Annotated in this window: 15 protein-coding genes and 1 other RNA gene; 9 read left to right on the top strand and 7 right to left on the bottom strand. The window is 73.2% G+C overall.

From position 1 onward, the window contains the following. Positions 1-47 precede the first annotated feature (47 nt). From IF55_RS08700 to IF55_RS35935, 4 genes are all read right to left on the bottom strand, one after another. Complete coding sequence (locus IF55_RS08700; RefSeq protein ID WP_048831718.1) at positions 48-944, bottom strand: carbohydrate ABC transporter permease; 897 nt, start codon at positions 942-944, stop codon at positions 48-50. Next, on the bottom strand, positions 941-2,302 hold the full coding sequence (locus IF55_RS08695) for a carbohydrate ABC transporter permease (RefSeq protein ID WP_078643848.1): 1,362 nt from the start codon (positions 2,300-2,302) through the stop codon (positions 941-943). The genes IF55_RS08700 and IF55_RS08695 overlap by 4 nt, the downstream gene beginning before the upstream one ends. Positions 2,303-2,321: 19 nt before the next feature. Continuing rightward, on the bottom strand, positions 2,322-3,710 hold the full coding sequence (locus IF55_RS08690; protein WP_030874983.1) for an ABC transporter substrate-binding protein: 1,389 nt from the start codon (positions 3,708-3,710) through the stop codon (positions 2,322-2,324). 250 nt (positions 3,711-3,960) lie between these two features. Further along, complete coding sequence (locus IF55_RS35935; protein ID WP_051776025.1) at positions 3,961-8,514, bottom strand: FtsK/SpoIIIE domain-containing protein; 4,554 nt, start codon at positions 8,512-8,514, stop codon at positions 3,961-3,963. A gap of 445 nt (positions 8,515-8,959) precedes the next feature. Between IF55_RS35935 and IF55_RS08680 the strand changes: the two genes are divergently transcribed. From IF55_RS08680 to IF55_RS08665, 4 genes are all read left to right on the top strand, one after another. Then, the gene (locus IF55_RS08680; RefSeq protein ID WP_030874986.1) at positions 8,960-10,777 is read left to right on the top strand and encodes a serine/threonine-protein kinase; all 1,818 of its coding nucleotides are present in this window, start codon (positions 8,960-8,962) and stop codon (positions 10,775-10,777) included. A gap of 167 nt (positions 10,778-10,944) precedes the next feature. Next, entirely contained in the window at positions 10,945-12,189 is a 1,245-nt protein-coding gene (locus IF55_RS08675; protein WP_030874990.1) for a serine/threonine-protein kinase, read from the top strand. A gap of 119 nt (positions 12,190-12,308) precedes the next feature. Beyond that, the gene (gene prfB, locus IF55_RS08670) at positions 12,309-13,415 is read left to right on the top strand and encodes a peptide chain release factor 2 (protein WP_030874992.1); all 1,107 of its coding nucleotides are present in this window, start codon (positions 12,309-12,311) and stop codon (positions 13,413-13,415) included. A 342-nt stretch (positions 13,416-13,757) separates the two neighbouring features. Then, positions 13,758-14,504 carry a hypothetical protein gene (locus tag IF55_RS08665; protein WP_030874993.1) on the top strand — a complete coding sequence of 249 codons (747 nt, stop codon included), beginning with the start codon at positions 13,758-13,760 and terminating at the stop codon, positions 14,502-14,504. Between the two features lie 337 nt (positions 14,505-14,841). Here the strand turns inward: IF55_RS08665 and IF55_RS08660 are convergent, their stop codons facing one another. Next, a complete protein-coding gene (locus tag IF55_RS08660; protein ID WP_030874995.1) occupies positions 14,842-15,036 on the bottom strand; it encodes a hypothetical protein in 195 nt (64 codons plus the stop codon). A 310-nt stretch (positions 15,037-15,346) separates the two neighbouring features. On the opposite strand from IF55_RS08660, the gene ftsE reads away from it, so the two are divergent. From ftsE to ssrA, 5 genes are all read left to right on the top strand, one after another. Further along, on the top strand, positions 15,347-16,036 hold the full coding sequence (gene ftsE / locus IF55_RS08655; protein WP_030874997.1) for a cell division ATP-binding protein FtsE: 690 nt from the start codon (positions 15,347-15,349) through the stop codon (positions 16,034-16,036). 9 nt (positions 16,037-16,045) lie between these two features. Next, positions 16,046-16,957: a permease-like cell division protein FtsX gene (gene ftsX, locus IF55_RS08650; protein ID WP_030874999.1), complete on the top strand. Its 912-nt coding sequence runs from the start codon at positions 16,046-16,048 to the stop codon at positions 16,955-16,957. 90 nt (positions 16,958-17,047) lie between these two features. Beyond that, positions 17,048-18,256 (top strand): S41 family peptidase, encoded by a 1,209-nt coding sequence (locus tag IF55_RS08645; RefSeq protein WP_030875002.1) that lies wholly within the window; start codon positions 17,048-17,050, stop codon positions 18,254-18,256. Between the two features lie 18 nt (positions 18,257-18,274). Continuing rightward, the gene (gene smpB, locus IF55_RS08640; RefSeq protein ID WP_030875004.1) at positions 18,275-18,775 is read left to right on the top strand and encodes an SsrA-binding protein SmpB; all 501 of its coding nucleotides are present in this window, start codon (positions 18,275-18,277) and stop codon (positions 18,773-18,775) included. A gap of 142 nt (positions 18,776-18,917) precedes the next feature. Then, positions 18,918-19,288: a transfer-messenger RNA gene (ssrA, locus tag IF55_RS36230) on the top strand. An 80-nt stretch (positions 19,289-19,368) separates the two neighbouring features. Here ssrA and IF55_RS08635 read toward each other — a convergent pair. Both IF55_RS08635 and IF55_RS08630 read right to left on the bottom strand, forming a co-directional pair. Then, a complete protein-coding gene (locus IF55_RS08635; RefSeq protein ID WP_342668290.1) occupies positions 19,369-19,812 on the bottom strand; it encodes an NUDIX hydrolase in 444 nt (147 codons plus the stop codon). 105 nt (positions 19,813-19,917) lie between these two features. After that, the gene (locus IF55_RS08630) at positions 19,918-21,039 is read right to left on the bottom strand and encodes a Rossmann-fold NAD(P)-binding domain-containing protein (protein WP_030875007.1); all 1,122 of its coding nucleotides are present in this window, start codon (positions 21,037-21,039) and stop codon (positions 19,918-19,920) included. Between the last annotated feature and the right edge of the window lie 52 nt (positions 21,040-21,091).

Genomic DNA, 21,091 nt, shown 5'->3' with positions numbered 1-21,091 from the left:
TCGCCGTGCCCGCTGCGCCGCGCCCGCTACACCGCGTCCTCTTCGCCCTACTTCACCGCGCCCGCCATCACCCCGCTCACGAACTGCCGCTGGAAGGCGAAGAAGACGGCCAGCGGCACGATCATCGACAGGAACGCGCCCGGAGCCAGGATGTCGATGTTGCTGCCGAACTGCCGGACCTGCTGCTGGAGGGCGACCGTGATCGGCGGGTTGCCGCTGTCCGCGAAGATCAGCGCGATCAGCATGTCGTTCCAGACCCACAGGAACTGGAAGATGCCGAGCGAGGCGATGGCCGGCCCGCCGAGCGGCAGGATGACGCGCGTGAACAGCCGTACCTCGCCCGCGCCGTCGAGCCGGGCCGCCTCCAGCAGTTCGCGGGGGATCTCCGCGAAGAAGTTCCGCAGCAGGAAGATCGCGAAGGGCAGGCCGAAGGCCGTGTGGAAGAGGACCACGCCCGGCGTCGTCTCGAAGATCCCCACCGCGTTGAAGAGCTTCGCGACCGGTACGAGCGCGACCTGTACGGGCACCACGAGCAGCCCGACCACGACCATGAACCACCAGTCGCGGCCCGGGAATTCGAGCCAGGCGAAGGCGTACCCGGCCAGCGCCCCGATGATCACGACCAGCAGGGTGGCGGGGACGGTGATCAGCGCGGTGGTCAGCAGCGAGTGCGTGACCTTGTCGTTGCTCAGGAGATTGCTGTAGCTGTCGAAGGTGAGCTGCGCCGGGTGGCTGAAGACCTTCCACCACCCCGTCGCCGCGATGTCGGAGCGGTCGCGCAGCGAGGAGATCAGCAGCCCGACCGTCGGCATCAGCCAGAAGAGGCCGACGAGGACCAGCACGACCCGCATCGCGCCGCCGCTCGCCCGCGCCGCGATCCGCGACGGCAGCGATCGCCGCGCCCGTACGGTGGTGTCCACCACGGCCGTGTTCGCGCCGGTCATCGCCTGCGCTCCCTTCGCATGCGCCGGATGTTGATCAGCATCACCGGCGCCACGAGCAGCAGCAGGAGGACGGCGATGGCGCTGCCGATGCCCTGGTTGACGTCGGTGCCGAAGGACGACTGGTAGAGCTGGAGCGCGAGCACGTTGGCGTTGTCGAGGCTGTTGCCCGGCGCGATGATGTAGACGAGGTCGAAGATCTTCAGCACGTTGATCATGAGCGTGACCATGACGACCGCCAGCACCGGAGCCAGCAGCGGCACCGTGACCCGGCGGAAGACCTGCCACTCGTTGGCGCCGTCGACGCGGGCCGCCTCCATCAGCTCCCGCGGCACGCTCGCGAGCCCCGCCGCGATCAGCACCATCGCGAACCCCGCCCACATCCACACATAGCTGCCGATGATCGCCGGGGTGACGAGGGAGGGGCCGAGCCAGTCGATGCCGTTGTACGGGGCGGCGAAGTCGCTGCCCGGCAGGCGCAGCCGCGCGCCGTCGGCGGCGGCCGGTAACGTGAACGTACCGTCCGCGGAGGTCTTCGCGGAGGCGACGGTCCGCCCGTCCTTCACCGCCTCGACCGTGACGCCCTTCAGCGCGTTCTCGCTCGGATCGATCTTCCCGTCCGTGCCGCCGCCGCCCCGCACGACGTCCCGCCAGACCGTTCCGGTGACCTTCCCGGGCACCGCGCGGGCCGGGACCGCCTGCCCCGCGCCGCTCACGTCCGACGGCTTGACGGCGACCAGCGGCAGCGCGACCGGGGTGCCGGCCGCCACCGCCGCGTCGGTCGTGTACGAGCCCTTCGCCGTGGCCGCGAGCCCGGCGTCCGGGCGCGGGTGCGCGCCCGGGAACGCGGAGGTGCCCGCGAAGGTGTCGTGCACCGACACCCACACCGCGTTGGCGACGCCGCGGTCCGGCTCCTGCTCGTACACCAGCCGGAAGATGATGCCCGCGGCCAGCATCGAGATGGCCATCGGCATGAAGACCACCAGCTTGAACGCCGTGCCCCAGCGCACCCGTTCGGTGAGCACCGCGAAGATCAGCCCGAGCGCGGTCGCCACCGACGGCGCCACCACCACCCAGATGACGTTGTTCTTCAGGGCGGTGCGGATGCGGTCGTCGGTGAAGACCTCACCGTAGTTGTCGACGCCCACGAAGCCGCCGTCGGAGGCGTCGAAGAGGCTGCGGTAGACCGAATAGCCGATGGGGTAGACGACGAGGGCGCCGAGCAGCACCAGCGCGGGCAGCAGGAAGCAGGCCGCCACCCACGGCCGGGTGCCCAGCACGCCCCCGCGCTTCTTCGCGGGCGGTGCGACGGGCGGTACGGGGCCAGGGGCCGCCGCGCCGCCCGCTGTCGCGGTCGACATCGTGACGAGCCTCCGTCCGTCAGTCCTGGTAGGCCTTGGCCGCGTCGGCCTCCAGCTTCCGCTGGGCGCCCGCCACGTCCTTCGGGTTGATCAGAAAGTCCTGGAGGTACTTCCACTCGCCCTGCCCCGGCTTGCCGCCGAAGGACGCCGGGGCCTGGTCGGACATGTCGAAGCGGAAGTCGTCGCCCGCCGCGATGAGCGCCGAGGCGATCTTGCGCAGCACCGGGTTGGGGTACGCGCCGAGGTCGAGGTTCTTGTTCGCCGAGACGTAGCCGCCCTGCTGCGCCCAGATCCGGGACGCGTCCGTGGAGGCGAGGAAGGTCAGCAGCGCCTGGGCGGCCCGGCTGTTCTTGAGCGCGACGCCCACGTCGCCGCCGGTCACCACCGGGGACTTGGCGCCCACCGCCGGGAACGGGAACACCTTGGCGTCCGTGCCCAGTCCGGCCCGCGCGTCGGCGACGTTGGCCGCGGCGAAGTCCCCCTCGAAGACCATCGCCGCCTTCGCCTTCGCGCCGCCCGCGAAGGTCTGGGTCACCGAGTCCGGGAACGCCGTGTTCAGCGCCCCCTCGCCGCCGCCCGCGAGCAGGTCCCGCTTGCCGAAGAGCGTGCCGAGCGTGGTCAGCGCGGACCGCACGGACGGGTCCGTCCACTTGATCTTGTGCTGGGCGAGCTGGTCGTACTTCTCGGGTCCCGCCTGGGAGAGGTACACGTTCTCGAACCAGTCGGTCAGCGTCCAGCCGTCCGCGCCGCCCACCGAGACCGGCGTGACCCCCCAGTCCGCTATGAGCTGCGCCTGGGCGAGGAACTCGCGCCACGTCGCGGGCTCCTTCGCGCCCGCGTCGTCGAACAGCTTGGTGTTGTACCAGATCAACGACTTGTTGCTGACCTTGTAGTACACGCCGTACCGCTTGCCCTCGTACGAGCCGAGCTCCTGCCAGCCCTTGGAGTAGTTCTTCGCCAACTGCCCCTCCGCCGCCGCGGACAGCGGCTTGACCCACCCCTTCTTCGCGAACTCGTGCAACACGCCGACCTGCGGGAGCATCGCCACGTCCGGCGGGTCGCCGCCGGCGATCTTCGACCCGATGAAGGCGGCCATGTCGTCGCCGCTCGGCACGAACTCCGTACGGACGCCCGTCCGCCGGGTGAACTCCTCCAGGACCTTGGTGAAGTTCTTCTGCTCCGTGCCGGTCCACACGGCCGTCACCTTCAGCTTCTGCCCGTCGAGCCGGGGCAGTTCGACCGACTGGGCGGGGCGCGACGAGCCCCCGGGGCCCGGAGTGCCGCCGTTCTTCCCGCCGCCGTTCCCGTCGTCGCCGCTGCACCCCGCGGCGGCCAGGGCCAGCGCCCCCGCCGCGAACACCGCCAGGGCGCCGCGCGACACGCGTGCCGTACGCAGCGATGAACGCATTGCCGTCCCTCCCCCTGCGCTCCCCGACCCCGCGGACAGCCGCACCGCACGTGGCTCCGGCGCGCCCATGTCCCGTGCGACAGTCCTACGCCCGGTCACCGTCGGCCGCAATACCGCCCGCGACGTCAAGTAGCCGATCGTGACCGGCCTGTGATGAGGGGCGGCGCGGGGGCGCGGACGGGGGGTGGGCGGGGGACGGAGGTTCGCGGACGCGCGACTGACCGAGCCCGGGCGGCCGTACGCGGACGGGTCAGAGCAGCGGTGGCGCGGTCTGTGCGCCCGCCGACTGGGCCGCGCGCTGGAGGGCGCTCGCGAGCAGCGCCAGATCGGTCGGGCCGTTGCCCAGCTCGCGCAGCGGCCGCCGGGTCGGCGGGTCGCCCATCCGCTGCCAGTCCAGCGGCACCACCGTCGGGCGCAGCGTCGCCGTGCGCGGGATGCGCCCGGTGACCCGGCCCGCCTGGAACGGCGTCACTCCGCAGTCGTCCTGCCGCCGCAACGTGCCGCGGCCGGGGGCTGGTTCGCCCGAAGCGCCGTCCGCCGACGCGGGCCCGTCGGCCGCCGGGGGCAGTATCTCCAGGGCTATTCGCAGCCCCGCGCGCTCCACCGCCGCCGTCTCCGCCGTACGGTCCGGGCGGCCGGACGCCGCCACCAGGTGGACGCCGAGCCGCTCGCCGTCGCGCGCCACGGCCTCCAGGGCCCGTACGACCGAACCCGCCGCCGGGCGGCCCGTACTGCCCAGCGCCGGGGCGACCAGCGCGTCGAAGTCGTCGACGAGGACCACCAGCCGCGGCAGCGCGGTCAGCGCCGTACGCTCCGGACCGCCCCGCTGCGTACGGAGCTTGAGCGTGCCGCTCATCGTCGGGTCGATGTCACCCGTGCCGGAGGCGCCCGGCACCGGCAGGTCGCTGGGGCGGCGCGGGGAGACGACGCGCGGCGCGGCGGCGTGCTGCGCGTGCCAGCCGGCGAAGTCCAGCCGGCCCAGCAGCTCCGCCCGGCGCTTGAGCTCCGAGCTGAGCGCCTGCGCGAACTCCCGCATCCGCACCGGGTCGGCCGCCGCCAGATACGTGGAGACCTGCGGCAGGTCCGTACAGACCCGCAGCCCCTCGCCGCGCTCCGCGCCCCCGCCGTCGACCAGCACGAGCGAGAGCCGGTCGGGCCGCTCGGCGGCGGCCAGCGAGGCGGCGAACGTGCGCAGCAGCTCCGTCTTGCCGGTGCCGGGGCCGCCCTCCACCAGTACGTGCGGACCGTCGGTCGCCAGGTCCACCGTCAACGGGCCGCGCGGACCCGCGCCGAGCACGCCCAGCACCCGGCCGCCCGCCGGGGCCGCCGGACCCGGCGCGTCGGCGGACGCCGCCCAGCGGGCGGTGAGCGAGGCCGGGGTCGCGCGGGCCAGGCCCAGTTCGTCCAGGAGCCGGGCCGTACGGGGCAGGGCCGCCGCCACCCGCGCCGGGCCCGGACCGGCCGCGGCGTCCGAGGGGCGCAGCGGGGCCAGGGCGCGGGCGAAGTGCTCGGCCCAGGCGGGGGAGACGGCGTCGACAGTCGCCACGACGGCCCCGCCGCCGAGGCTGCCGCCAGGGCCGTTGCCGGGGCCGCCGCCGGGGCCGCTGCCGGTCGTACGGCCCGTGCCGCGCGAGTCGACGCCCGCCAGCGCGCCGACATGGGTGACCGGGCCGCGTACGGCCGGGGCGGCGGGCGAGCCGCCCGGCGCCGCGGCGCCCGGCCCCCCGCCGGAGGCCGCGCCGCCGCCCGCGCCCCGGTGGATGACCTGGACCGCCGTGGCCACGTCGCCGCTCAGCAGCGCCACCGTGCCGCATTCCGCGAATACCGGCGCGGCGGCGCGCGCCGCGTCGCAGGTCGCCGAGACGGGCGAGGCGGGGGAGGCCGCCGGGGCCTCGGCGAGGCAGATGAGATGGATGCCGACGGCCGGGCCGCCGAGCGCGAGCCGGGCCACGCTCTCGCGGAGCGCCGCCGTGCCGGGGTCGCCGTCGACGACCAGGACGGTGTACGGGCCCTGGTACTGACCGGCCGCGGTGGCCACCGCGGCCGGGGAAGCGCTCGCCCAGCCGGGGCCGAGCGGGCCGTCGTCGCACCGCCGCACCAGCTCGGCCGTGCGCGCCTCGGCCTGCTCGCGGTCGTAGGCGACCAGCAGCCGGCAGTCCTGCCCATGCGCCGGGCGCGCCTGCGGCAGCCACCCGAACCAGGACCACTCGGCGAGCCGGTCCTCGGCGGCGCGCGAACGGTCCGCGCTGATCAGCACCGTCTCCAGCACGCCGGGCGCGTGCAGCGCGGCGAGCTGCGCCAGCACCGACCGGGCCAGCCCGGCCAAGCGGGGCCGCGGCCCCGCCAGACCCAGCGCGCCGGCCTCCCGCAGCCCGACCGTGACCGGCACGGACGGCATCGGGCCCGCGCCGTCGGGCGCGAGGCGGTCGGCGGTGCCCAGCCGTACGGTCAGCAGGTCGGGGTGGCCCGGCCCGCGCTCCCACAGCCGGGGCCCGGGGCCCAGCGCGGTCATCAGCACCCCGGCGGCATCCGGCCACCGCTCCCGCAACGCCACCGTCGCCGCTTGCGCCCGAGCCGAGTCCTCGCCCCCCACCGGCCAGTCGTCCCCGCCAGCCCCACGCTCCCCAGCCCCCCGCCCCCCGGCCAACCGCCGAGCCCAGGCCCCGAACCCTCGCCGCTTAGCACCAGTGCCGGTGCCTCCGGCGGTCGCTCCGCCAGTGCCTCCGGCGGTTGCTCCGCCAGCGGCCTGGCCGTAGCCGGCTGCGCCGAGGGTCTGCCCGTACGCGCCCGTCGGGCCGTGCCCGTGGGCTGCGCCCCCGGGGGAGTTCTGGCCGTAGCCGGCGGGTCCGGCTCTGTCGGGGGCCCGGTTTCCGGGCGTGCTGGCAGCCTCGGCGGGCCCATGGCCGTAGCCGGCGGTCCCGCCGGTGCTGGGTGCTTGCCCGTGGGCGCCCGCCTGGCCGTGGCTGTGGGCTGCGCCGCCGTGGGAGCTTTGGCCGAAGCCGGCCGCCCCGGCTGCACCAGGGGTCTGCCCGTACGCGCCTGCCCGGCCGTGGCCGTGAGCTGCGCCCCCGGGGGCCTGCCCGTAGGCGCCTGCCCGGTTTCCGGGCACGTCGGCGGAACCGCTGGGCCCGTGGCCGTAATCGGTTGCTCCGGTCGCGCCGGACTCTCGGCCGTACGCGCCGGCCTGGGCTCCGGGCGTACCGGCGGCTTCGCGGGGTCCACGGCCAGAACCGGCGGTTCCGGGGGACTGCCCGTACGCGCTCGCTTGGTCTCCCGGCGTGCCTGCGGCCCCGCCGTGACCGCGACCGAAGGCGGAGGCTGCGCCTTCGCTGGTTGCTTGGCCGTAGCCGGCCGCTCCGGCCCCGCCGGACCCGTGTCCGTCTGGCCCGTAGCCGTGTCCGTGCGCGCTCGCCCCGCCGGCGGCGGGGCTCTGCCCGTACGCGCCGGTTGCCCGGGCTCCGGCCCCGCCGGGACCGGAACCGTGGCCGTAACCGGCGGCTCCGGCCGCGCCGGGTGCCTGCCCATACGTGCCCGCCTGGTTTGCGGGCATGTCGGCGGTCCCGTCGGGCGCGTGGCCGTAACCGGCTGCCGTGCCAGCGCCGGGCGCCTGGCCGTACGCACCCGCCTGGTTTCCCGGCGTGCTGGTGGTCCCGCCGTAACCGGGGCCGTGCCCGTACGCGCCCGGCCCCTGCCCGTGGTCGTAACCGCCCGTACCCGGCCCGTTGGGTCCGCCGGGACCGCGCCCGTGGGCGCCGGGGACGCCGGTGGGCTCCCCGGGCCCCTGCCCGTGCCCGCCCGCCTGGGCCGCGGCCGTACCGGGGGCACGGCCGTACGCACCCGGGGCCTGCGTTCCGGTGCCGCCCGGGCCCGGCCCGTAGCCGACCGGGCCGGGTGTCTGGCCATGGGTGCCGTACGCGGCCGCGGTGGGCGTGCCGGGGGTGCCCTGGGTGTAGCCGGGCGCTGGGCCGAAGCCGGTGCCGTGGGTCGTGGGGGCGGGGGAGGTGATGCCTGGGGGGACGGGGGTGCCGCGGGCGGGGGTGCCCGGGTCGGGTGGGGGAGTGGGGGCGTTATCCGGCCAATGATCGCCGCGGGCGAAGGCGCCCGGGGTGACCCGGAGGTGGCCCTCGCCGTCCGGGGTGGCCGGGAGGGTGCCGCTGGAGAGGTCGGTGGGGGCGCCGGCGGTGGGGACGCGCAGGCTGAGGGTGGACTCGCCGACGCGCAGGAGGGCCCCGGAAGGGAAGGGGACGGGGTGGTCGAGGACGGCGGCGCCGTCGAGCGTGGTGCCGTTGGTGGAGCCGAGGTCGGCCACCGTGACGCGGCCCTCGTCGGTGACGGTGACCGCGCAGTGCAGGCGGGAGACGTCTGGGTCGTCGAGCGGCACATCCGCGTTGGCGGAGCGGCCGATGTCGATGCGGCCGCCGTGCAGCAGATGCACGCCGCCGGCGTCCGGCCCGGCGACGACATGGAGCCGGGCGCTGGCGTCCGGCGACCCGGCGGGGAGCACGCCGACGTCCCGGTCCGGGTCGGCCGGGCCCTGGAGGGCGAGCACGGCGCCGTCGACCAGCGGGGGCTCGCCGAGCGCGCAGCGCTGCGCGTCGAGCCGCTCGGCGCCCGCGTAGACCACCACGGCGCCGCTGCCCACGTCGGACCCGGCGGCGGCGACCGCGGTCGCGAGCCCGCTGGTCACGGCGGCGAGCGCGGTCCCGGCGGGGGCGGTCACCAGGACGTCGCAGGCGTGGGCGGCGTGCGTGGCGTGTGCGGTGTGGCCGCTGCGCGGCCCGAGGACGGTCAGCCGGATCTGCATCGCCGTCAACGGTCCTTTCCTGCCCCTGGGGTGCCCGACGGGGGCTCCCTCCCCCCACCGTGCACGGGCGCGTCGGCACGTACAGGTCACCACGTTCGCGCGGAGCCCCCGCTCCCCAACCGCACCCGTGCTTGTGAGCATCCTCGCACCTGCCACTGACAACACGCCCGGCGACCGCCGCTTAGTGATCTTGATTGGTCGGCTACGGGTGAAAAAGTGCCTGCTTGGGACCGCCGTTGATGGCCTTCTTATCGTGCCGCTCACCGTCACGGACCAGCCAAAGAACGCGGCGCGGCAACCTTCTGTCCGGAACGTGCGTCTTCCCCCCGAGCCCCACCGGATTCCACCGGCCGTCGGCCTCCGAGTCGGCACTACAGTAGGCCCGAAGGCCGGGTATCCACAGGCCGCGACCAGCTTGGACCAGGATCGACCAGGGAGCGCAGACGTGCGGCCGGTAGGCAGCAAGTACCTGCTTGAGGAGCCGCTCGGACGCGGCGCCACAGGCACCGTCTGGCGGGCCAGCCAGCGCGAGACGGCGGGCGCCGAGGCTGCCGTGGCCGGGCAGCCCGGCGAGACCGTCGCCATCAAGGTGCTCAAGGAGGAGCTGGCCAACGACGCGGACGTCGTCATGCGCTTCCTGCGCGAGCGCTCCGTGCTGCTGCGGCTCACGCACCCCAACATCGTCCGCACCCGCGACCTCGTCGTCGAGGGCGATCTGCTCGCCCTCGTCATGGACCTGGTGGACGGCCCGGACCTGCACCGCTACCTGCGCGACAACGGCCCCTTCAGCCCCGTCGGCGCGGCCCTGCTCACCGCCCAGATCGCCGACGCCCTCGCCGCCAGCCACGCCGACGGCGTCGTGCACCGCGACCTCAAGCCCGCCAACGTGCTGCTCGCGGGCGCCGGCGGCCGGGCCGACGGTGAGATGCACCCGATGCTCACCGACTTCGGCATCGCCCGGCTCGCCGACTCCCCGGGGCTGACCCGCACCCACGAGTTCGTCGGCACCCCGGCCTACGTCGCGCCGGAGTCCGCCGAGGGCCGCCCGCAGACCTCCGCCGTGGACATCTACGGCGCGGGCATCCTGCTGTACGAACTGGTCACCGGCCACCCGCCGTTCGCCGGCGCCACCGCGCTGGAGGTGCTGCACCGCCACCTCAGCGAGGAGCCGCGCCGCCCCACCACCGTCCCCGAGCCGCTGTGGACGGTCATAGAACGCTGCCTGCGCAAGCGGCCGGAGGAACGGCCCAGCGCCGAGAACCTGGCCCGCGCGCTGCGCGTCGTGGCCGCCGGCGTCGGCGTGCACGCCACCCCCGCGCAGGCCGAGGCCGCGCTCGGCGTCGCCGCGCTGCTCGGCCCCGAGCAGGACCCGGCCATGGTGCCCGGCACCGGCGCCGCGGACCCCACCCAGGTCCTGCCGTCCAACGCCGGCTCGTACGACCCCAACGCCGCGACCAGCGTCATGCCGAACACCGGCCGGCCCCCCGCCGGGCCGAACGCCGACCCGACCCAGGTCATGCCCTCCGGCGGGCCCGGCGGCGCCGACCCGACCCGCGCCATGCCGCCCGTACCGGACGAGCCCGAGGGGCCGCACCCCTGGGAGAGCCAGCTCCGCGCGGCGCGCGACCGCAACGACCAGACGCAGGTCCGCTACCTCGACCCCAGCGAGGACCCGCTGCGCCGCCGCCCCCACCGCCCCGCCCCGCAGCAGCAGGAGTACGGGCAGCAGCAGGGCTACGGCCGGCAGGGCTACGGGCAGCAGGGGTACGGCCCGGGGCCCGGCCAGGGCCAGGGCGGTCCGCAGGGGCCGTACGGACAGCAGCAGGCCGGGTACGGGCAGCAGCAGGGCGGGTACGGGCAGCAAGGGCCGCCCCAGCGCCCCCAGCAGGGCCCGCCCCAGCGGCCTCAGCAGGGCCGCGCCCCGGCCCCGGCGCCGTACCAGCAGCCGCAGCATCAGCCCCAGCAGCAGCCGCGCTACCAGGAGCCCCAGCAGCCCCAGCGGTACGCGCCGCCGCCCGAGCCCGAGCCGCGCCGCGAACCGCGCCAGGCCCGGCAGCGCAGCGCGAACCCGATGCGGATTCCCGGCCTCGGCTGCCTCAAGGGCTGCCTGTTCGTGATCGTCATCCTCGTCATCGGCTCGTGGCTGGTCTGGGAGCTGACCCCGCTCAAGGACTGGGTGGCCGACGGCAAGAACTTCTGGGACGCCGCCTGGGACTGGGTCACCGACGCGAAGGACTGGATCTCGGGCCTCGGCAAGAAGTGAGCCGGAGTCGGCCCACAAGGGCTCACTCTGGCGACAAGTCGACATCTGACGGGTGTTTTCCGCGTCGTAAGTGACGGTCGGCGTGGACCGGCAGCCTTACCATCCCCTCAGCCGCGTAGCTTTGTCGCCAACGCGCCCTGTCGGATGTCGGAGAAGTCGGAGTGGTCTTGGCACGGAAGATCGGCAGCCGGTACACCGCGAACCAGGTCCTCGGCCGCGGCAGCGCCGGCACGGTGTGGCTCGGCGAGGGCCCCGAGGGCCCCGTCGCCATCAAGCTGCTGCGCGAGGAGCTGGCCTCCGACCAGGAGCTCGTGGGCCGGTTCGTCCAGGAGCGCGCCGCGCTGCTCAGCCTCGACCACCCGCACGTGGTCGGCGTGCGCGACCTCGTCGTCGACGGCAACGACCTGGCCCTGGTCATGGACCTGATCCGCGGCACGGACCTGCGCACCCGCCTCGACCGCGAGCGCCGCCTCGCGCCGGAGGCCGCCGTCGCCATCGTCGCCGACGTCGCCGACGGCCTCTCCGCCGCGCACGCCGCCGGCATCGTGCACCGCGACGTCAAACCGGAGAACGTCCTGCTCGACATGCAGGGCGAGCTGGGCCCCGGCGGCGCCCACCCCGCGCTGCTCACCGACTTCGGCGTCGCCCGCCTCGTGGACGCGCCCCGCCACGCGCGCGCGACGCGCGTGATCGGCACCCCCGACTACCTTGCCCCCGAGATCATCGAGGGACTGCCGCCGCGCGCCAGCGTCGACGTCTACGCCCTGGCCACGGTCCTGTACGAGCTGCTGGCCGGCTTCACGCCGTTCGGCGGCGGGCACCCGGGGGCCATCCTGCGGCGGCACGTCACCGAGACCGTCGCGCCGCTGCCCGGCATCCCCGACGACCTGTGGCAGCTCATCGTGCAGTGCCTCGCCAAGGGGCCCGCCTCCCGGCTGCGCGCGCCGGAGCTCGCCTCCCGGCTGCGCGACCTGCTCCCGTCCCTGGCGGGCCACCCGCCGCTGGACATCGACGAGCCCGAGGCCGCGTCCGAGCGCCCCGCCGACGGCCCGGCCGAGCCGCCGCCGGCGGAGCCCCGGGAGCCGGCCAGGCGGCGCGGCGCGGTCCCGCTCGTCCCGGGGACGGTCGCCGACTCCAACCGCGAGACCCACACCAGCATGCGGGTGCCCGGCCCCGACGAGCTCGCGGGCGGCGCCCACGGCACGGCCCGCTCGCCCCGCGCGGCCGGCGAGCGCCGCGCGGGCTCGGCCCGGCACCGCTCCGCCGCCGACATACGCGCCCGCCGCCTCAAACTGGGCGCCGCCGCGCTGGCGGCGGCGGTCGCGGCGGGGGTGGGCGGCTGGTTCGCGGTGGGCGGGGACGACGGCGGCGACGCGAAGCCGGGCGTGCACGGCACCTCGCCCACGCCGTAGCCCGCCCGCCGAGGTCCCGAGGGGAGTTATCCACAGGCCGCGGCCCCCGCGAGCCGGTGCTCCCAAGGGCCGTGCGGGCGTGCGGCAACGCCGGTCCGTATAGCCGTTAGGCTGGTGGCGTGGCAGTCGTCGATGTATCCGAAGAGCTGAAGTCCCTCTCCTCGACCATGGGGTCGATCGAGGCCGTCCTGGACCTCGACAAGATGAGGGCCGACATCGCCGTCCTCGAAGAGCAGGCGGCGGCGCCGTCACTGTGGGACGACCCGGAGGCGGCGCAGAAGATCACCAGCAAGCTGTCCCACCTCCAGGCGGAGCTCCGCAAGGCGGAGGCGCTGCGCGGCCGTATTGACGACCTCGGGGTGCTGTTCGAGCTCGCCGAGGCCGAGGACGACGCGGACGCGCGGGCCGAGGCGGAGGCGGAGCTGGCCGCCGTGCGCAAGGCGCTCGACGAGATGGAGGTCCGTACGCTCCTCTCGGGCGAGTACGACTCCCGCGAGGCGGTCGTCAACATCCGCGCCGAGGCGGGCGGCGTCGACGCCGCCGACTTCGCCGAGCAGCTCCAGCGCATGTATCTGCGCTGGGCCGAGCGGCACGGCTACAAGACCGAGGTCTACGAGACGTCGTACGCGGAGGAGGCCGGCATCAAGTCGACCACCTTCGCCGTCCAGTCGCCGTACGCCTACGGCACGCTCTCCGTCGAGCAGGGCACGCACCGCCTGGTGCGGATCTCGCCGTTCGACAACCAGGGCCGTCGCCAGACGTCGTTCGCGGGCGTCGAGGTGCTGCCGGTGGTCGAGCAGACCGACCACATCGAGATCGACGAGTCCGAGCTGCGCGTGGACGTCTACCGCTCCTCCGGCCCCGGCGGCCAGGGCGTCAACACCACCGACTCGGCGGTCCGGCTGACGCACATCCCGACCGGCATCGTCGTCTCCTGCCAGAACGAGCGCTCGCAGATCCAGAACAAGGCGACCGCGATGAACGTCCTCCAGGCCAAGCTCCTTGAGCGCCGCCGCCAGGAGGAGCAGGAGAAGATGAACGCGCTCAAGGGCGACGGCGGCAACTCCTGGGGCAACCAGATGCGTTCGTACGTCCTGCACCCCTACCAGATGGTCAAGGATCTGCGCACGGAGTTCGAGGTCGGCAACCCCTCCTCCGTGCTCGACGGCGACATCGACGGCTTCCTGGAGGCCGGCATCCGCTGGCGCAAGCAGCAGGAGAAGTAGGCCCGTTGGGCCCCGGCGGGCTGTTCCGTCCGCCGGGCCGGGCGCGACGCGCCGGGCCCGGCGGAGATGCAGAGGGAATGCAGCAGTAGATGTGACGGGGTCACAGCTCTGTGTCCATGCGCCAGGCAAGTTGCGATATTTCGGACATCTGGCGCGTAACTCCCTTGACGTTGTCCTGAAAACTGGACAGGCTGACGCGCGGCATGCGTATCACTGGGGCACGTGTGACGGGGGGAGCGGGCAGGCCGGCGAGACCGGACCCGCGAGCGCGACCCCGATACCGCCGCGGCCCCGTGCATAGCTGCTCCACATACGAGAACAGCTACTGGGGGTAGCAGGCAGATGACCAAGAAGACGCGGCTGCGCGTTGCACGGATAGCCGCCGGCGCGGTAATCGCCGCCGGCGCGTCCCTGACCGCCGCGGGCGCCGCCTCGGCCGCCGGCATCGACGTGAACATCGGCGGTGTCGGCGTACAGGCCGGCACGGACGAGGGCGTCCACACCGGGCTCGGCCTCGACGAGAGCCCGGAGCCCGGTGCGTCGGAGACCCCGTCGGACAAGCCGACACCCACCCCGACCGACAACCCGACCGAGATCCCCACCGGGAACCCGACGGGCGGCCCCACGGAGCCCACGCACCAGCCCACGCACGAGCCCACCGGGAACCCCACGGACCAGCCGACCGGGCAGCCCACCGGCCAGCCGACGGGTCAGCCCACGGGCCGGCCGACCGGACAGCCGACGGGCCAGCCGACCGGACAGCCGACCACGGGCCCCTCCGGACAGCCCACCACCACCCCCGGCGGCGGTGACCACAGCGGCCAGGGCGGCGACCACGGCAGCCAGGCCGGCGACGGCAAGTCCACCACCTGCCCGGTCGACGTCGACAGCGCGAACTGCGTCGACAACACCAACCCGAACAGCGCGGGCTCCCAGCCCGTCGCGCAGGGCAAGGCCAAGGAGGAGCTGGCCGAGACCGGCGCCGGCCAGACCACCTTCCTGCTGACCGGCGCCGCCACGATGATCGCCGGCGGCATCGGCTTCCGCCTCATGCCGCGCCTCGTCGGCAGCCGCAACAACGCCGCCTGACGGCAGCACGGCTGCCCGAACCACGACGGCAGCCCGGGCCGGGCCCGCCGAGAGCGCTCGGCGGGCAGTACGACCAGCGCGGCCACGCCGCCCGGCGGTGCCTCAGAGCACCCCTCCGAAGGCTGCGAACGTGCCGCGGCTGGACCCGGAGCTCTCCCGCCCGTACGGGGGCTGGGAGAGCCGGAGGCCCGGCCACGGCGGCGCGGCAGGCACGGGGTTTGGAAGGCCGGGGCGCGAGCCGTCAGGGGATGACTGAGGGGCCCGGAGCGCTCATCGAGCGCCCGGGCCCCTGCGGTGTCTGCGGGCCCCGGCGACGGGCGCGGCGTCCTGCGCGGTCCTACGCGGCGAATCCGTGCGCCAGCAGCGCTACGGCTATCAGCGCCACCAGCAGCGCGACGAGCGCGGCCGGGGTCAGGCCGGCGAAGACGCCGTCCTGGTGCTGGAGGCGCTCCCTGCTCGCCCGGCACACGGGGCAGCGGCCCTCGCTGACCGGGGCCGCGCAGTTGGCGCACACCAGTCGGTCGCATGTCATGCGATTTCCTCCTCCGGTACGTCCAACGAGCGGGGTCGCCCAGTCGTTCCCCCTACCACTACTGTGCCAGCTCCCGCCGGGTTCGGCGCGACCGAGGGGCGTTGGGCCGGGCTGATGGGATATTGATGGGATTTTGTCTGGAGGTGTCCCCGGTGGTGTCGCGGCCAAACGCCCGGCGTCGGTTCAGGACGGCCCCAAGAACGGACGCCGACTGCGCGCGTGCTCGTGGTTCGCGTATGGTCACGCACACCGACGGGAGCCGCAACCGCAGCGTCCCGAAACCCTATCCAGGTCGACGCGTGGTGCATTCGTGATCCGATTCGACAACGTCTCCAAGTCCTACCCGAAGCAGAACAGTCCGGCCCTGCGGGACGTCTCGCTTGAGATCGAGAAAGGCGAGTTCGTCTTCCTGGTCGGCTCCTCGGGTTCCGGCAAGTCCACTTTCCTGCGGCTGCTGCTGCGCGAGGAGCGTGCCAGCCACGGCCAGGTGCACGTGCTGGGCAAGGACCTCGCCCGGCTCTCCAACTGGAAGATCCCGCAGATGCGCCGCCAGTTGGGCACCATCTTCCAGGACTTCCGCCTGCTCCCCAACAAGACGGTGGGGCAGAACGTCGCCTTCGCACTGGAGGTCATCGGCAAGCCCCGCGGCGAGATCCGCAAGGGCGTGCCCCAGGTCCTCGACCTGGTCGGCCTCGGCGGCAAGGAGGACCGCATGCCCGGCGAGCTGTCCGGCGGCGAGCAGCAGCGCGTCGCGATCGCCCGGGCGTTCGTCAACCGCCCGATGCTGCTGATCGCGGACGAGCCGACCGGCAACCTCGACCCGCAGACCTCGGTGGGCATCATGAAGCTGCTGGACCGGATCAACCGGACCGGGACCACAGTGATCATGGCCACTCACGATCAGCAGATCGTCGACCAGATGCGCAAGCGCGTCATCGAACTAGAGAAGGGCCGTCTCGTACGCGACCAGTCGCGCGGCGTGTACGGCTACCAGCACTGAAAGGACGCCATGCGCGCCCAGTTCGTCCTGTCGGAGATCGGCGTGGGTCTCCGCCGAAATCTGACGATGACTTTCGCGGTGATCGTCTCGGTCGCTCTCTCGCTCGCCCTCTTCGGCGGGTCGCTGCTCATGCGCCAGCAGGTCAGCACGATGAAGGGCTACTGGTACGACAAGGTCAACGTCTCGATCTTCCTCTGCGGGAAGAACGACGTGAGCTCGGACCCCGCCTGTGTCAAAGGCGCGGCCACCGAGGACCAGAAGAAGCAGATCAAGTCCGATCTGAGCAAGATGGACCTCGTCGAGAACGTTCAGTTCGAGACGGCGGACGAGGCGTACAAGCACTACAAGGAGCAGTTCGGCGGCTCTCCGGTCGCCGGGTCCGTGACCGCGGACCAGATGCAGGAGTCCTTCCGCATCAAGCTCAAGGACCCCACCAAGTACAAGGTCATCTCCAGCGCCTTCGCCGACCGCGCCGGTGTGCAGTCGGTCCAGGACCAACGGTCCACCCTGGAGGGGCTCTTCAACCTTCTCAAGATCATGAACTACGCGGCGCTCGGCGTGATGATACTGATGCTCGTCGTGGCACTGCTGCTGATCGTGAACACGGTCCGCGTCTCCGCGTTCAGCCGCCGACGCGAGACCGGCATCATGAGACTCGTCGGCGCGTCCAACTTCTACATCCAGATGCCGTTCATCATGGAGGCCGCGTTCGCGGGGCTGCTCGGCGCGGGCTTCGCGTGCGTACTGCTCGTCTGCGGTCAGTACTTCCTCGTCAACAACTACCTTGTGGACCATGTCGCCGTGATCCAGTTCATCGGCTGGGACGCGGTGCTGGCCAAGCTGCCGTTGGTGATCGCCATCGGCCTGCTGATGCCCGCCGTGGCCGCGTTCGTGGCGCTGCGGAAGTACCTCAAGGTGTGACGCGGAAGTACCGCAAGATGTGACATAGCGACAGGGCGCCGTACGGACAAGTCTCCGTACGGCGCCTTCGTGTGTCCTAGACTCACGCGCATGTCCGGCCCGTCGATGCCCGCCCGGCTCCACCGCCACCGCCGAGCGGCCGCGCTGACATTGGTCTTCGCGAGCGTGCTGGCGACGGGTGCCGCCGCCGGTTCGTGGACCGACGACCGGCAGAACGTCCGGAACACCGCCGCTCCGCCGGCCCCCGCCGACCGCCCCGTGGACCGCGAACAGCTCGCCGACGCCGCCGCGCAGGCGGCCGCGGACGGCAAGTCGGGCGCGGACGCGGCCGGCGCCGTGGTGAGCCGCAGCGGGGACCGCTGGGCCGCCGTCTACAGCGCCCGCGAGTACGAGGGCCTCCAGCAGACGCTCGACGGCCGGTACGTGGGCGTCGGGCTCTGGGTCCGTACGGGCGCGGGCGGGCGGATCGAGGTGGACCGGGTGCAGCCGGGCAGCCCCGCCGCGCGCTCCGGGCTGCGCGCCGGCGACCTGCTCACCGGCATCGACGGCACGGCCATCGAGGGCCGCCCCGTCACCGAGGTCGTCGCCCGGCTGCGGGGGGCGGACGGCGGCGACGGTACGCGGGGCCGTACGGGCGCCGCCGCCGGTACGCCCGTACGGCTGGGCGTCCGGCGCGGCGCGCACGCCTGGGAGCTGACGCTGCGCCGGGCGCGGCTCGCCACCGAGAACGTCACCGTGGACCGGCTGCACGACGGCCCCATCGCCACCACCCGCATCAAGGTCGTCTCCTTCACCAAGGGCACCGGCGAGCAGGTGCGCCGGGCCGTGCGCGAGGCCCCGAAGGGCGACGGCATCCTCCTCGACCTGCGCGCCAACTCCGGCGGCCTGGTGGCCGAGGCCGTCACCGCCTCCGCCGCCTTCCTCGACGGCGGGCTCGTCGCCACGTACGACGTGCACGGCGCGCAGCGCGCCCTGTCCGCCCCTCCGGGCGGCGACACCACGCGCCCGCTCGCGGTGCTCGTGGACGGCGGCACGATGAGCGCCGCCGAGCTGCTGGCCGGCGCGCTCCAGGACCGCGGCCGGGCGGTCGTCGTCGGCTCGCGCACCTTCGGCAAGGGCTCGGTCCAGCAGCCGAGCGAGCTGCCGGACGGCTCCGTCGCCGAGCTGACCGTGGGCCACTACAGCACCCCCGCCGGCCGGGCCGTGGACGGCGCGGGCATCACCCCGGACCTGGCCGCCCACGGCGACGCCGAGCAGCGGGCCCGCACGGTATTGAGTGGCCTCGGGGGCGGGGCCTGATGCGAGAATGGCGGCGTTATGGCTAAAGACAAGGCTAAAGACAAAGACAAGAGCGGCCGCAAACTCATCGCGCAGAACAAGAAGGCGCGGCACGACTACCTGATCCTGGATACGTACGAGTGCGGCCTGGTGCTGACCGGTACCGAGGTGAAGTCGCTGCGGCAGGGCCGGGCGTCGCTCGTCGACGGTTTCGGGCAGCTCGACGGCGGCGAGGCGTGGCTGCACAACGTGCACATCCCGGAGTACGCGCAGGGCACCTGGACGAATCACAGCGCGCGCCGCAAGCGCAAGCTGCTGCTGCACCGGGTGGAGATCGCGAAGCTGGAGCAGAAGACGCAGGAGACCGGGCACACGCTCGTACCGCTGTCCCTGTACTTCAAGGACGGCCGGGCCAAGGTCGAGATCGCGCTGGCCAAGGGCAAGAAGGAGTACGACAAGCGGCAGACGCTCCGCGAGAAGCAGGACCGCCGCGAGGCCGACCGCGCCATCTCCGCGGCGCGCCGACGCCAGCGGGCCTGACCCCGCGGGCCAGCCGCCGCGGCCGCTCCCACGGCCCGGGCGGCCGGGAATACGCTGGCCCCGTCGTGCGTTGTTCACGTATGATGGCGACGCGTCCCGGGGGATACCCGAGGGGCGTACGCACAAATTGATAAATCAACATGGGGATGATCGGTTTCGACAGCGGTTGTCGAGGCAGGGGAAGCGAGCCGAGGAAGCGGCAATGATCTCGTTAACCATATGTCGCAAAAAATAATCGCCAACACCAAGCGCGATTCCTTCGCCCTCGCTGCCTAAGTAGCGACCTGCGAAGTGTCAGCCCGGGGATTGTTCCCGACCCGGATCCTGGCATCAGCTAGGGAACTAAACCACTAGGGCCGGCCACGGGGCCTAGTGGGAAATCAAACAGTGGCTGAGCCCGTCGGAGACTTGTCCGCGTGATCTCCGGGGCCGAGAAAATCGCAGCGGACTGCGCTCGGAGAAGCCCTGTTTCCGCACCGTTGGACGCGGGTTCGATTCCCGCCATCTCCACTCATCCCATGTGAAAGCCTCTGACCTGCAGAAATATCTGCAGGTCAGAGGCTTTTTCTGTGGCATGACAAGGCAAGGCCGGGTCAGCGGAAGGCGGCGCGAACGCGGTTTCTCAGCCGTGCATCGCCGATGGTGTCCAGGCCCCGCCATGCGAAACCGCTGACTTCCTCGGCCTGCAAGGTCACGTCGCTGCCGGCAGTGGCACGGAACAGATAGCGGAAGTCGACGTGCTGGTGGCGGGGCTCGCCCTTGGCGGCGTTGGCCGGGATGGAGTGCACATCGATGTGCACCGGGACGGGGGAGACCGGGGTGACACCAGCGCTGATGCCGGTCTCCTCCGCCAGCTCCCGTAGGGCGCCACCCATGAGGTCGGGGTCGTCGGCCTCCAGGTGGCCGCCGGGCAGCAGCCACCTGCCGAGAGCGGCGTGCTCGATGAACAGGGCCTGCCCGCCGTCGACCAGCACGGCCCCGGCTGTGGCGTGACCACGGAACTCCTTCCGGCTGGTGAGGTCGGCTCCGCCGGCCAGGAGATCGAGGGCGGGTGCGAGTGCCGTCTTCTCGTCGGGGTGGGCGTGGATGTAGTCGGTGATGACAGCGCGGATGTGGTCGGCCGTGACGGCCGTGGATCTCCCTCAGCGGTTGTAGTAGTCGAGCCAGGTCGCGGCGATGGCGGCGCGGTCGTCGGACGACACGTCGTGCATGGCCGGAGCGAGGTCTCCCCGCACCAGCATGCGGAGGGCGGCCAGTATCTCTGCCTGCACGAGGAAGATGAACGGGCCGACGCTGGCGCCGTGCAGGAAGTTGACGGCGTTGCCGTCGTTGAGCAGATAGAAGTAGTGGCCAGTGGTGAGGTAGCGGGTGATGCCGTCGCCGGCGGCGCTCCGGGCGTAGCCGGACGGTAGCCCGTCCAGCTCCAGTTCGTCTTCGCTGCTGGTGACGGTGGCGATGTAGGCGCCGTTGCGGAGCAGCGAAAAGTCCTCGCCGCGCAGCGACAGGGAGCCCGTCGCACACAGGACCAGCCCGGCGCGGGTGAGGGCGCGGTCCCGGTCGCGGGCGACGCCGAAGCCCTGGGAGAGGGCCTGGGCGCGCCGGACGGGGCTGACGTCGTACACGGTGACGTGGACGCCTTTGGCATGCAGGAGGCGGGCGATGCTGGAGCCGAGCTTCCCGAAGCCGAGCACCAGGGCGGGGCGGCCGTGCAGGATGTCGCCTCTGCCCCGCAGCAGGGCTTCGGTGGAGAAGACGACGGATTGGCCGACGAGAAAGTCCTCCGGGTCCTTGAGCGGAGAGCGGGCTACGGACACGACAGGGCAGGGCAGTTTGTCGATCTCGGCGTACCGGCGGTGTCCGTTCTCGGTGTCCTCGACCACGCCGAGAATTCGGCCGGAGAACTGGGCGCAGAGGGCTTCGAGCACGGGGGCGAAGTAGCCGCCCACGTCGAGCAGTACCACGTCAGTGTCCGCCGCTCGTGTCTCCAGATACATCACGGCCGAATCCGGGGCTGCGAACAGGCTCCGGGACAGCGTGTCGCAGGAGAAGGACCGCTCGACCTCCCGGCGGGCGGCGTGGCTGATCGACTTCGGCTTGGGGAGCACGGCACGCAGGTCCGACAGACCGGCCACGGCGCGGACGAATGCCGGGCGCTCGGGCAGCAGATGCGTGACCAGGAACGAAGCGGGCCGGTCGGGCAGCTGAAACTGCCGGACGATGCGATCGAAGTAGGTGGTCAGCCGGGCGAGGTCCGTGGTTTCCACATGCGTCTCCTGGCGAAGGCAGGGATGTTCGGTGCTTCGGTCGCTCTCCGAG

Origin of the sequence: Streptomyces varsoviensis, assembly GCF_000718635.1 — a bacterium.
GTDB lineage: Bacteria > Actinomycetota > Actinomycetes > Streptomycetales > Streptomycetaceae > Streptomyces > Streptomyces varsoviensis.
The sequence above is the reverse complement of the archived record's forward strand: the minus strand, read 5'-3'. Positions and strand labels throughout refer to the sequence as shown.

What these genes read in the sequence shown, in the direction of transcription:
- IF55_RS35935 (WP_051776025.1), bottom strand. Translation starts at nt 8,514, where the DNA reads ATGCAGATCCGGCTGACCGTCCTCGGGCCGCGCAGCGGCCACACCGCA.
- IF55_RS08665 (WP_030874993.1), top strand. Translation starts at nt 13,758, where the DNA reads ATGACCAAGAAGACGCGGCTGCGCGTTGCACGGATAGCCGCCGGCGCG.
- ftsX (WP_030874999.1), top strand. Translation starts at nt 16,046, where the DNA reads ATGCGCGCCCAGTTCGTCCTGTCGGAGATCGGCGTGGGTCTCCGCCGA.
- smpB (WP_030875004.1), top strand. Translation starts at nt 18,275, where the DNA reads ATGGCTAAAGACAAGGCTAAAGACAAAGACAAGAGCGGCCGCAAACTC.
- IF55_RS08690 (WP_030874983.1), bottom strand. Translation starts at nt 3,710, where the DNA reads ATGCGTTCATCGCTGCGTACGGCACGCGTGTCGCGCGGCGCCCTGGCG.
- IF55_RS08645 (WP_030875002.1), top strand. Translation starts at nt 17,048, where the DNA reads ATGTCCGGCCCGTCGATGCCCGCCCGGCTCCACCGCCACCGCCGAGCG.
- IF55_RS08660 (WP_030874995.1), bottom strand. Translation starts at nt 15,036, where the DNA reads ATGACATGCGACCGACTGGTGTGCGCCAACTGCGCGGCCCCGGTCAGC.
- IF55_RS08695 (WP_078643848.1), bottom strand. Translation starts at nt 2,302, where the DNA reads ATGTCGACCGCGACAGCGGGCGGCGCGGCGGCCCCTGGCCCCGTACCG.
- IF55_RS08700 (WP_048831718.1), bottom strand. Translation starts at nt 944, where the DNA reads ATGACCGGCGCGAACACGGCCGTGGTGGACACCACCGTACGGGCGCGG.